Source organism: Amycolatopsis pithecellobii, assembly GCF_009707865.1.
Lineage (GTDB): Bacteria > Actinomycetota > Actinomycetes > Mycobacteriales > Pseudonocardiaceae > Amycolatopsis_E > Amycolatopsis_E pithecellobii.
On the sequence record NZ_WMBA01000114.1, the window covers coordinates 1 to 12,017 of the forward strand.

Consider the following 12,017-nt stretch of genomic DNA (forward strand, 5'->3'; position numbering starts at 1 on the left):
CCGGTGGGCAGCGCGGCGGTGGGCAGGCTGCCGGCGTCGGGCAGCGAGACGGGCAGCTCGCCGGTCGGCAGGTCACCGCGGGCGGGGAGCTCGGTGGGCAGACCGGGCAGGTCCGGGGTGGCGATCGGGAGACTCCCGAGGGGCAGCTCACCAACCGGCAGGTCGCCAACCGGCAGGTCGCCAACCGGCAGGTCGCTGACGGGCAGGCCACCGGTCGGAAGCTCGCCGACGGGCAGGCCACCGGTCGGCAGGCCACCAACCGGCAGGTCGCCAACCGGCAGGTCGCCAACCGGCAGGTCGCCGAGGGGCAGGGCACTGACGGGCAGCTCGCCGAGGGGAAGCTCGCCGAGCGACGGGGCGTCAACGGGCAGCTCGGAGACCGGCAGCGCGCGCTCGGAGGCGCCCGCGTCGGGCAGCGACACCGGCAGCGAGTTGGCGGCGTCGGCAACGGCGGTCAGCTGCGCGATCGCGCCCTGCAGGCCGCCTTCGCCGGCACCGGCGGGCAGCGACGACACGACGGACTCGAGCGCGTCCGCGGCGGGAGCCGGCGCGTAGTCGGCCACGAGCGGGGCCACTTCCTGAATGTCCGCGGGCGTCACGTCGCTCAGCCCGGCGCTCGCGAGCGCGGCGGTCGGGTCGGCGGCGAAGGCCGTCCGGGCGGCGTCATCGGTCAGCAGGTCCAGCACGAAGTCGTGCAGCGTCTGGGCGGGGAGGGACAAGGGAAAGCTCCGCACTCTAGTGAGTTGGTCATGAGGTGGCGCCCGGCGCGGCCGGGGCGGCTTCGACCACGGTAGGCATTCCCGCTGGTCCTGCCATCGGGGATCGCACCCGGTCCGGTACCCCGAATCGGGGCACGGGGACGTTAGGGGGTTAGGGGATGTGACCCCATCGGAAGCCTTTGGTACGAAAGGACGACTCCTAGGAGGAAGCACTCGGATGCGTTACGTCCTCGGCATCGACATCGGTGGCAGCCGGATCAAGGCCGCGGTGTGCCGTCGTGCGGGGGAATTCTGGGGCGAACCCGAGGTGGTGTGCTCGCTCGAGTCGGTGCTGTACGTCGCCGCGGACGCGACGGTCATCGCCGGGCAGGAGGCGCGGCGCTACGTGCCCACCGAGCCGGAGCGGATCGCCCGTGGGTTCGTCCGGCGAGTCGGTGACGACGTGCCGATGTTGCTGGGTGACGAGTTGTACCGGCCCGAGTCACTGACGGCGGTCATCGCGGGCTGGGTGACCGACCAGGTCGCCGACGCCGAAGGTGGCGAGCCGGAGCGGATCGCGCTGACGCACCCGCCTGGCTGGGGTGGCTACCGCCGCACACTGCTGCACGACGCGCTGCAGAACGCCGGCATCCCCGGTGCGCTGCTGCTGCCGAACAGCATCGCCGCGGCCGAGAGCCTGGTGGTGCGTGAGCGGGTCGAGACCGGCAGCCGGCTCGCGGTGTGCCGCGTCGGTGGCGAGTACGTGGACACCGCGCTCCTGCGCCGCGGCCAGGCCACGTTCGAGCTGCTGGCGCATGACGAGCAGCTCGCACCCAGGCTGGACGACGTGCTCGCCGACCATCTCGTGGCACGCTTCGGCGGCGACCCGGCCGGCTTCCGCGAAGCCGCAGTCGAGACCAAGGAACTGCTGTCCACGACGCCCGAGGTGGACCTGCCGGGCCGGATCACCCGCGCCGAGTTCGAGCGGCTCGTCCAGCCGTTGCTGACCAGATCGCTCGACCCGCTGCGCCGCTACGACGAGCTCTCCGCCGTGCTGCTGGTCGGGGGCTCGGCCCGGATCCCGCTGGTCAGCCGCATCGCCGAGGAGCTGGTGGACTGCCGCGTCGTCGTCGACCCCGACCCGGCGACCGCCGCCTGCCGTGGCGCGGCGTTGGCCGCCCGCCCACCCGCCGAGGCACCGCCGTCCTCGACGGCGCTCGTGCCCAGAGTGACGGGCTATCCCGACCTCGATCCGGACGAGGTTTACGATGCCGAGCCCGCCCCGCCACGACCGCCGATCGTGCTGACCCCGCTCGAACCACCACGCCGCCGGTTCGCGCCGACCCGCCGGTCCCGAAACGAGGACGACGAGTGATCCTGCTGGATGAGCCCACCGAACGGGTCTGCGCCGCGATTGTGTCCGGCGAACTCGCGCCGGTCCGGCTCGCGCTGGTCGCGCCCGGCGGCTACGGCAAGACGACGGTGCTCGAGCGCCTGGCGAGCGCCGACGTCCGCCTCGTCGACGACGCGCATTTGCTCGGCGACACCGAACTGGCCGAGCTGCTGCGTTACCTGGACGACGAGCAGGCGGGCATCGTCATCGCGACCCGTCCGCACGCGCGCCGTGCCGCGCTGAACCGGGTGCTCGCGCGGCTGCGTGGGCAGATCGTGCTCCGCCCGTTCGATGTGGCCCGCACGGCGAAGTTCCTCGCGGCGACCGGCTCGCCCGAGTTGGCGGAGTTCGTGCACACGCAGACCGGCGGCGTGCCCGGGCTGGTGCGAGCGACTTCGGAACTGAACCTGCTGCGGCACGAACTCGACCACGCCGGCGAAGACGTGTTGCGGTTCCTGCTGGCCGCGGAAGCGGGCGCGGCGCACGACCTCACGGGCGACGCGGCCGAAGCGGCACACGCGACCGGTTTGCTTACGCCCGACGGGAAACTCCTGCCGATCGCGGTGCGCGCGTTGCGTGAGCTGATGCCGCGTGACCGGCAGATCTCGTTGCGCCGTGAGCTGGTCGAACGGCAAGCCCAGCGCGGCGGCCCGCTGTTACGGCTGGTCAGCCCGTTGGTCGGGGCCGGGCTGACCGGCGACAGGATCGGCGCGGCCTTCGAAGCGGCCGCGCACGAAGCCGAACCCCCGGTGGCCGCCCGCTTGTACGAAGCGGCGGCGAAGGCCGGCCGGCAGGTCGGCGCTCGCTGGGCGGATGCCGTTGCGCGGGCGGGAGATTTCGACGGGGCGCTCCGGCTGGCGGACGGCGTGATCGCGGCCGAGAACGCACCCGACCGGCGCGAGGGCGCGCGCGTGGCGGGGACGGCGTTGGCGCACCGAGGTCAGCTCGCGCGCAGTGCGGAACTGTTCCAGTGGGCCGGTACCAGTGAGGCGCGATGTTTCGCCGCGATCGCATTGGTCGGTACCGGTCGGGTCGAGGAAGCCCGGCAGATGTTGGCCACAGCCCGTGGTGACGGCCCGCCGACGCTACTGTCCGGCGCGGTTACCGGAGCCGCCCGCGGTGTCGTCGAGTCGGTGACCGAGCAGCCGGCCGTCGCACTGTCCACTTTGGTCCGTTCCGCGGAGATGCTCGAACCGGTGTCGGCCGGGGTGCTGCTGCCGGACAGTCCGGCCGCGCTGGGCGCGCTCGTCGCCGTGCACAGCGGGGAGGCGGCGATCGCGGAACCATTGCTGTCCCGCGCGATCGCGGCCGGTTCACTCGTCGCGCGGCACCGGTTGCTGCTGGCGTGGATCGCGATGGTGCGCGGTGACGAGGAGGTCGCCGCGTCCCGGTTGCGCGAGGCCGGAGACGAGTTGTCGCCGCGTGACTGGCTATTCGCCGTCGGGCTGCGGGTCGGCCTGGCGCGCCGAGCGAGCGATCTCGCCGCGTTGCGCCGGATCTGGGGCCAGGCAAGAGAAGCGGTCATCCGGCATCCGGTGGACCTGTTCACGTTCCTGCCGTTCGGGGAGTTCGAGGTCGCGGCCGCGCGGCTCGGCGAGCGTGACCGGCTCGCCCCGCACCTGCGGCAAGCCCGGCAATTACTCGCGGCGCTCGGAGACCCGCCGCTGTGGGCGACCGCGTTGCACTGGAGCGGGCTGCACGCGGCGATCCTGGACGAGCAGCCCGACGAGGCGGCGGAGCACGCCAAGGCGCTCTCGACCGGCGCGAGCGCTGGCGCGTACTTCGCGGCGATGTCCCAGGCGGCCGACTGCTGGCTGAAGGTCCTTGGCGGCGAGGTCGACCAGGTGGCGGTGGAGACGGCCGCGCGCGGGCTGCACGACGTGGGCCTGTGCTGGGATGGTGCGCGGCTGGCCGGGCAGGCGGCGATCCGCACGTCCGACCGCAAGGTGATGGTGACCCTGTTGGACTGTGCGCGGGTACTCCAGGGCCGCGAACCGTCGGTCACGCCCGGACCGGCGCGGCTGAGCGATCGCGAACGGCAGGTCGCCGAGCTGGTGCTCGCGGGGCTGACCTACAAGCAGATCGGCGACCGGCTGTTCATCTCGGCGAAAACGGTCGAGCATCACATGGCCCGCATGCGGCAGCGGCTGGGCGCGGGCAGTCGCAGCGAACTGCTCGCCGAGCTGCGCGCGGAGCTGGAGCCGAGCGTCACTCAGGGCACGACCTGAACCGGGTCGCCGACGCTGAGGGTGTTGAAGAACTTGAGCGACGCGGCGCTCGAGAGGTGCACGCAGCCGTGCGACGGAGCCGAGAGGCTGCCGGTGTGGAAGGCGTCGCCGGGGTAGAAGAAGACCGAGTTCGGCATGGGCGCGTTGTCGAACTCCTTGCTGAGGTGCATCTTCTCCTTGGAGAGCACGTGGAAGGTGCCGGTAGGAGTCGGATAGCCCTTGCGGCCGGTAGTGATGGGCACCGGTCCGTAGACCACCTTGCCGCCGCTGAGTAGCCAGGCCTTCTTGGCGGAGATGTCGACGCAGGCGCCGTCGGTGACCGCGCACGGGACGGCGGGGTTCGCCGCGGGTTTCGCGGCGGCCGGCGGTTTTTGCGTCGTGGTGGCCGGCTTCTTGGTGGTGGTCGACGTGCTCGGCGGGGCGGTGCTGGTGCTCGTGCTCGGCGGCGTGGTGGTTGTCGTGGCGGCCGGCGAGGTGGTCGTCGCGGCCGATGACGAGGGCGTGCTTTCGGCGGCGACGGGCTGGACGTTGGCGCTGGTGCCTCCGGAACAGGCGGCCATGGTGATGGCCGCGGCGGCGCCGGTCATTGCCAGCCAGATCTTTTTCGCACGCACAGGAACCCCCTGGGTATCGGTCGCTTTGTTCATCGTTGAGACGGCCGGTTCATACCTTTGGTTGATCCTTCTTGGTCACGATCTCGTTGCGGCAGGGGTTGTGGTGCAGGTTCACCCGGCAGTGGTGGGATGGGCGCATGCGATACGTCATCATCGGGGCCGGCGCGATCGGGTCCACCGTCGCGGCGCAGCTCCACCTCGCCGGGATTCCGACCGTGCTCATCGCGCGCGGCGAGCACGGCGCAGTGATTCGCGAGCACGGGTTGCGATATGTCCGGCCGGATGGTGCGCGGCAGGTGCGGCTGGATGTGGCCGGTGGCGCGCACGAGGTGGAGCTGACCGGCGACGACGTGCTGGTGCTGGCGACGAAGGCGCAGGACACCGAGGCCGTGTTGCGTGAATGGTCGTGGCGGCCTGCCGGTGCCGGTGTCGCGGCGGACCTGCCGATTGTGAGCCTGCAGAACGGGCTCGAGAGCGAGCGCGCGGCACTGCGCCGGTTCCGGACGGTGTTCGGCGCAGCGATCTGGCAGCCGGCGAGCTTTCTGCGGCCCGGTGAGGTGACGGCCGAGGGTGGGGAGAAGCAGGGCATTTTCTGGCTCGGGCAGTATCCCGCCGGCCAGGATCCCCGTCTGGAGGGGATCGCCGCGGGTTTCCGGGCGGCCAATTTCGCTGTGCAGATCGTGCCGGACCTGGTGCACTGGAAGGCCGGCAAGCTGCTGGGCAATCTCCGGAACGCGGTGGACGCGCTGTACGGCCCGAACCCGAAGCTGGCGGCGGCCTTGCGTGCCGAAGCGCTCGGGGTGTTCAAGGCCGCCGGGATGACCGCGGCCGATCTCGCCAGCGAGTCCGAAGTGGACCTCTCAGTGGCCAGCGTGCCGGAGGCGTCGAGCATCGTCCGCGGCGGCAGCTCGACGTGGCAGAGCCTGATGCGTGGCACGGGTTCGGTGGAGGCGGATTTCCTGAACGGGGAGATCGTGTTGCTCGGTCGCTTGCATGGGGTGCCGACCCCGCTCAACGAGGCGTTGCAGCATCGGATCGGGGTGGCCGCGGACCGGCGCGAGCCGCCGCGCAGCGCGGATCTCGACGAGCTGCTGGCGGTTGTGCCGCCGGTGCTGGTGAGCGCGGAGGAATTGGCAAGGCAGCTGGAGTCGGCCGATCCGCCGGTGCTGCTGGATGTCCGGTGGGCGCTCGGCGATCTGAACGGGCATCAGCATTACCTCGATGGCCACATTCCGGGCGCGGTGTACGTCGATCTCGACACGGAACTCGCCGCGCCTGCCGTGCCACAGGACGGGCGGCACCCGTTGCCCGACCCGGATGCGTTGCAGGCAGCGGCCCGGCGGTGGGGCGTCCGGGAAGGTTCTCGGGTTGTGGCGTACGACAACAGCGGAAACCTCGCCGCGGCGCGGGCTTGGTGGCTGTTGCGTTGGGCAGGCGTCAGCGACGTGCGGCTACTGGACGGCGGCCTGCGAGCGTGGGGCGAACGCCCGTTGGAAAAGGGTTTCGGTCGTATTCCGGAGGCGGGTGACGTTGTCGTCAAGCCGGGCAATATGCCGGTGCTGGCCATGGACGAGGCCGGTGCGTTCCCGGGCGTGCTGCTCGATGCACGCGCGGGCGAGCGATACCGCGGCGAGCAGGAGCCGATCGATCCCCGCGCCGGCCACATCCCGGGCGCGGTGAGCGCTCCGACCACGGAAAACCTGGCCGCGGACGGCCGGTTCCGCACCCCGGACGAGCTGTCCGCACGCTTCGCCGCCCTCGGCGCCAGCACCAACGAGGTCGGCGTCTACTGCGGCTCGGGCGTAACGGCTTCGCACGAAATCGCCGCCCTCGCCGTGGCCGGCATCGAGGCTGCGTTGTACCCAGGCTCGTGGTCGCAGTGGTCCAACTACCCCGATCGCCCAGCGGCCACCGGCCCGACCCCGTAGCCGGGCGCGGCGGCTGGCTTGCCGGTGCGCCCTCACCCGGTGACCGGGACCGGCTCGGGTCCGCTTGACTGGGTTGCTCGCGACATGCCCGTCCCCGTTCGGCGGTCCAGCGGTGATCGGCCCGGTCGGTGTGGCTGGGCCTGTCGTGGGGTGGTCTTGCCGGCGGGCTGTGCCGTGACTCGGTTCCGTTGGTATGGCTCGCGACGCGTGGCCGCGATCGCGCGACGCTTGTGGCCGGTCGGCTGCGCGGTGGCCCTGGCCCCCGGCTGCGGCGGCGGGCCGGGTCAGCGCGGCGAGCGCACAGCTGCGCGCAGCACCGCGTAGACGGCGGCCGAGGCGATGAGTCCGATGTAGTAGGCGAGGTCCGCACCATGAGCGGCCGCGGCGACGGGGCCGGTGTAGATGCTGGTGTTCATGAACGGCACGGCCGCCCCGCAGCCGGCCAGGAATGCCACCAGCGCCGGCCACCCGGCTTGCGGCGCCGCCACGTCGGCCAGCACGTCGAACCGTCGCCCGTGGCGGGTGCGCAGCCACCAGTCGATCACCACGACCCCGACGAACGGCGGGATCCAGTAACCGATGAGCAGCAGCACATCCTCGAACTTCGACGACAGGTCCCCGCTGTGCATCCACAGGATCAGCCCGAACGCGATCAACGTGACCACGACCGCTGACACGGGCCGGCGAAGCCGCACACCGACCGTCTGCAGCGCAAGTGAGCCGCTGTAGTCGTTCATCGCATTCGACGAGACCGCGGTCAGCGCGATCACCAGCAGGGCGGCGGCGCCAAGCGCACCGCCGCCGAGCAGGGTGCTGATCCCGGCCGTGGTCTGGTCGGTCAGGGTCTGACCGGCCGCGAGCCCCAGCGCCTCACCCCACACGAACGACAGCGTGACGCCGAGCAGTGTGTAGATGAACGCCCACGGCCGCGAGGTCGTCGACGGCAGGTACCGGCTGAAGTCCGACGCGTAGCTCGCCCAGGAAATGGCCAGGCTCAGCGCGATCGTGCTGAACAGGACGAACGCGCCGGCAAGGTTACCGCCGGAGACACTGTTGCCGGCCACCACACTGTGCCCGCCAAGCAGCTTGACAGTCAGTACGACGAAGAACACCGCGATGACCGCCGTCATCACCGCCTGCACCCGGTGGATCACCTCGTAGCCCAGCACGCCGACCGCACACTGCAGCAGCAGCACGATCGCGACGGCCAGCCAGAACGGGAGCCCGAGCAGTTGGGCCAAGGCGTCCCCACCGAACAAGCCGACAAGCGCATCCCACGCGATCGAGCTCGCCCACTGCACTAGACCCGGCAGCACCACGGCGCGCCGGAACGGCAGTCGTGCGAGCGGCAGCTGCGCGGTCCCGGTACGGGGACCCCACGTCGCCAGGTAGGCCACCGGGATCGAGCCCAGCACCGTGCCCACGAGGATCGCGAGCAGGCCAGTGCCGAAACCAAGGCCGAGCCCGGCGCCGAGGGTCCCGGAGAACACCGCGGTCATGGTCAGGTTGGGCGCGAAGAACACCGTGAGCAGCCGTACCGGCCTCCCGAACCGGTTGCCGTCCGGAACGGGGGTGATCCCGTGCGATTCGAGTCCGAGATCGCCTGCTCTCGCCGGCATCCGGCCACCGAAGACTTCGGCCGTCAACGCGTTTCTGTCCACGACTTCACCGTCTCACGCGGTCTGTCTGGTAGTGGTGGACGGGTGAGCCTGCGGCCGAGCACGTCACACTGGGGCGCGTTTTCGGCTGCCGTGAACGCCGACGGTCGGGTGAGGGTCGTCCCGCATCCGGAGGACCCAGCACCGGCGCCGATGCTCGGCAACTTGACTGACACGCTCCACCATCCGACCAGGGTCGCGACGCCCGCGATCCGCCGTGGCTGGCTCGAGTGCGGCCCGGGGCCCGATCCTGCTCGTGGCCACGAGGAGTTCGTGGCGGTGAGCTGGGACGAGGCCTTGGACCTGCTCGCCACCGAGTACCGCCGGATTCGTGACGAGCACGGAAACCAGGCGATCTTCGGCGGTTCCTACGGCTGGGCCAGCGCCGGCCGGTTCCACCATGCGCAGAGCCAGCTGCACCGGTTTCTCACTATGTTCGGCGGCTTCACCTCCAGTCGCAACACCTACAGCAATGGCACGAGCACCGTGGTGCTCCCGCATATCGTCGGGGGAGCCACCGACGTGCTTCGGAACGGTTCGAGCTGGCCGACGATTGTGGCGAATACCGACCTGCTCGTCGCCTTCGGCGGCGTGCCGCAAAAGAACGTGTTCGTCACGCCCGGCGGCGTCACCCGCCACCACACCCCAGGATTCCTGGCCCAGCTTGGCGAGAAGGGTGTCGACGTAGCGCTGATCAGTCCGCTACGTAACGACATCCCAGCTTCGCTGAACGCTCGGTGGTATCCGATCCGCCCGGCAACCGACACCGCGCTGATGCTCGCTCTCGCGCATACCCTGGTCGTAAAAGGCTTGCACGATAATGCTTTTCTCGACCGGTACTGCGCCGGTTACGAAGAGTTCGAACGCTACCTCCTCGGTGTGGACGACGGCGTGCCGAAGAACGCGGCGTGGGCGAGCGCAATCACCGAACTTCCTGCCGCGGACATCGTCGCGCTGGCGCGCCGGATGGCCTCGGTCCGGACGTTCATCACCATCACCTGGTCCTTACAGCGCATCGAACACGGTGAGCAGCCGGTGTGGGCCGCGATCGCACTGGCCGCAATGCTCGGCCAGATCGGCTTGCCCGGGGGCGGATTCGGCCACGGGTACGGATCCATGGGCGACACCGGTGACATTGGACCCGACTTTCGTGTGCCCTACCTGTCTTCGGGCATCAACCCGGTGCGGGAGTTCATCCCTGTCGCCCGGATCGCGGACATGCTGTTGCATCCCGGGACGTCGTACGACTACGACGGCACGGTCCGCACCTACCCGGAAATCCGGCTGGTGCACTGGGCCGGTGGCAACCCGTTCCACCACCATCAGGACCTCAACCGCCTACGGACGGCCTTCGCCCGCCCGGACACCGTCGTCGTGCAGGACCCGTACTGGACCGCGACCGCCCGGCACGCGGATTTCGTCCTTCCGGCAACGGTTTCGTTGGAGCGAGAGGATTTTGGCTCTGGGCGTCGGGACACACATCTCATCGCGATGCACCGGGTGGCTGAGCCGTTCGCCAAAGCCCGGGACGATCACGAGATCCTGGCTGGGCTCGCGGCACGTCTGGGCATCGAGGAGCGGTTCACCGAAGGCCGGTCGCCCCGCGCCTGGCTGGAACACCTCTACGAGTCGTGGCGAAAACAGTTGCTGGACAAAGGTTTCGACGTTCCGTCCTTTGTGGACTTCTGGTGGACGGGCGAGTATCGGCTGCCGGCACCGCAAGCGGACCGCACGCTGTTCGCCGACTTCCGGAGTGACCCGGTAGCCCATCGGCTTCCGACGCCGAGCGGCAAGATTGAGATCGCCTCGGCGCGGGTTCGCGCCTTCGGCTACGACGACTGCCCTGGTCACCCGGCATGGATCGAACCCTCGGAGTGGCTGGGTGGCCCGCGCGCCGCGCGGTTTCCGTTGCAGCTGATCGCAAACCAGCCCAGCACGCGGTTGCACAGCCAACTCGATGGAGGCGCGGTGAGCCAAGCCGCCAAGGTGACCGGCCGTGAAGCCATCCGGATGCATCCCGATGACGCACGCCCGCGAGGTATCGCGGAAGGCAACGTTGTGCGAGTCGTCAATGACCGTGGAAGCCTGCTCGCGGGTGCCGTGCTGAGTACGGAACTGCGCCAGGGCGTGGTGCAACTGCCCACGGGTGCATGGTTCGATCCGCTGCCCCAAGGATCTGACGCAGCCCTTTGTGTTCATGGGAATCCGAACGTATTGACTGCCGATCTGCCGACCTCGCGACTGTCGCAGGGGTGTACGGGACAGCACGTGCTGGTGGAGATCGAACGGTACGACGGCACGCCGCCGCCGGTTACGATAGATCGTCCGCCGCGTGTCATCCGGCGTTGATCGCGGAACCACGAGACAACACGAGTAAAAAGCTTGCGGCACAACGACAACATGGCTATCACCTCGGGATGGTTGAGTGGTTCGGGATGCTCGGCGGCTTTGAAGACCGTGTGCCTTGACATTACTGCACTATCGAAACTGTGTTCGAACACTTCTGGGTGATATTGACCTTGAGGGGCAAGATGGTCGGCGAATGGCCGAGAGGCGGACGACTTGGTCAAGCGCTCACGGATTCAAGATCAAATTCTCAGTTACTCTGTGCGCGAACTGTGAAGTGTGTGTCACCCGATAGAGTCAACTTAGCGCCGGATTGGCGAAAGTGAGAGCCTTTCGTCATGGGGAAAGGCATCGCCCTGGTAGCTTCGGCCAGGCCTCGGGCTGAATAGGGGCATGCCGTCGGGGTGACAGCATGCGGCGCGAGGTGTCGAACCCAGCCACTGGTGGCTATGGAGGAATTGATGGCGCGCACGATCCTGCGCCGCAGGACGGGTGACATCGTGACGGCCCTTCAGGTGGCCGACCGCACCGGGATCGTGGCGGCTAGTGCGCCACCCGCGGCCGAGGAGCCGGCGGTCGAGCCACAGCGGGCGGCGGTGCAACCCGTGCTGGCACTGGGGCGAGTGGCCGGATCGCAGTTTGTCTCCGAAGAGCAGCCGGAGTCGGTTGGACAGGCGCCCCACGCGGGATCGCAGCCGTCGGCCGGACCGCGGTCGCAACCGGGTGGATCCGAGCTCGTCGGGGAGTCGCCGTCGGGCGGACCGGAGCCGCTCGGCTGGGCGCAACGGTCGCGCGCCGAGGGCGGCCACGACATCGGCGAGGGGCGTCAGGCCGTCGCCGGGTCGCGGCCGGAGTCGGTGGTGGCGGACTCTGGTGCTGGTGCGCAGTCGGGCCGGGCGGAGTTTTCTGTCGGGTCGCAGTCGTTTGCCGGATCCGAGCCGGCGTCGGGTGAGTCCGGCCCCAGTGCGGGGCCGGAACCGGCCGCCCCAGGGACGGCCGCCGGGGCGGAGTCGGTTGCCCGCAAGGACGCGGGGCAGGTTGGGCTAGAGCTTGTCGCGGGAGCACAGGCGGTCGGCCCCGGGGCGCGGCGCGGCGGGGCGCCATCTGGGGTTGTCGCTGTGCCCGGATCGCAGGTGGCTATCGGAGCGCAGT

7 protein-coding genes and 1 pseudogene are annotated in these 12,017 nt (G+C 70.0%); 5 read left to right on the forward strand and 3 right to left on the reverse strand.

What is annotated here, in order from left to right; genetic code table 11:
- Positions 1–719, reverse strand: a 719-nt coding sequence (locus GKO32_RS37120) for an IniB N-terminal domain-containing protein (RefSeq protein WP_208024660.1), incomplete at its 3' end; no start/stop codon positions are given.
- A 217-nt stretch (positions 720–936) separates the two neighbouring features.
- Between GKO32_RS37120 and GKO32_RS37125 the strand changes: the two genes are divergently transcribed.
- Both GKO32_RS37125 and GKO32_RS37130 read left to right on the forward strand, forming a co-directional pair.
- Positions 937–2,073 carry an Hsp70 family protein gene (locus tag GKO32_RS37125; RefSeq protein ID WP_154761592.1) on the forward strand — a complete coding sequence of 379 codons (1,137 nt, stop codon included), beginning with the start codon at positions 937–939 and terminating at the stop codon, positions 2,071–2,073.
- Positions 2,070–4,319, forward strand: coding sequence for a LuxR C-terminal-related transcriptional regulator (locus GKO32_RS37130; protein WP_312869257.1), 2,250 nt, complete (start codon positions 2,070–2,072; stop codon positions 4,317–4,319). The genes GKO32_RS37125 and GKO32_RS37130 overlap by 4 nt, the downstream gene beginning before the upstream one ends.
- On the opposite strand, the gene GKO32_RS37135 is transcribed toward GKO32_RS37130, so the two are convergent.
- Positions 4,304–4,966: a L,D-transpeptidase gene (locus GKO32_RS37135; RefSeq protein ID WP_246245325.1), complete on the reverse strand. Its 663-nt coding sequence runs from the start codon at positions 4,964–4,966 to the stop codon at positions 4,304–4,306. The two genes, GKO32_RS37130 and GKO32_RS37135, sit on opposite strands and share 16 nt — an antisense overlap.
- Before the next feature lie 104 nt (positions 4,967–5,070).
- Between GKO32_RS37135 and GKO32_RS40370 the strand changes: the two genes are divergently transcribed.
- Complete coding sequence (locus tag GKO32_RS40370) at positions 5,071–6,861, forward strand: rhodanese-like domain-containing protein (protein ID WP_154761594.1); 1,791 nt, start codon at positions 5,071–5,073, stop codon at positions 6,859–6,861.
- A gap of 284 nt (positions 6,862–7,145) precedes the next feature.
- Here the strand turns inward: GKO32_RS40370 and GKO32_RS37145 are convergent, their stop codons facing one another.
- Positions 7,146–8,522: a purine-cytosine permease family protein gene (locus tag GKO32_RS37145; protein WP_312869258.1), complete on the reverse strand. Its 1,377-nt coding sequence runs from the start codon at positions 8,520–8,522 to the stop codon at positions 7,146–7,148.
- Between the two features lie 42 nt (positions 8,523–8,564).
- On the opposite strand from GKO32_RS37145, the gene GKO32_RS37150 reads away from it, so the two are divergent.
- Both GKO32_RS37150 and GKO32_RS37155 read left to right on the forward strand, forming a co-directional pair.
- Complete coding sequence (locus GKO32_RS37150) at positions 8,565–10,868, forward strand: molybdopterin-dependent oxidoreductase (RefSeq protein WP_312869259.1); 2,304 nt, start codon at positions 8,565–8,567, stop codon at positions 10,866–10,868.
- 458 nt (positions 10,869–11,326) lie between these two features.
- Positions 11,327–12,017: pseudogene (locus GKO32_RS37155) on the forward strand (hypothetical protein); the annotation flags it as partial.

Coding starts and splice junctions, on each gene's coding strand:
- GKO32_RS37135 (WP_246245325.1), bottom strand. CDS start 4,966: ATGAACAAAGCGACCGATACCCAGGGGGTTCCTGTGCGTGCGAAAAAG.
- GKO32_RS37125 (WP_154761592.1), top strand. CDS start 937: ATGCGTTACGTCCTCGGCATCGACATCGGTGGCAGCCGGATCAAGGCC.
- GKO32_RS40370 (WP_154761594.1), top strand. CDS start 5,071: ATGCGATACGTCATCATCGGGGCCGGCGCGATCGGGTCCACCGTCGCG.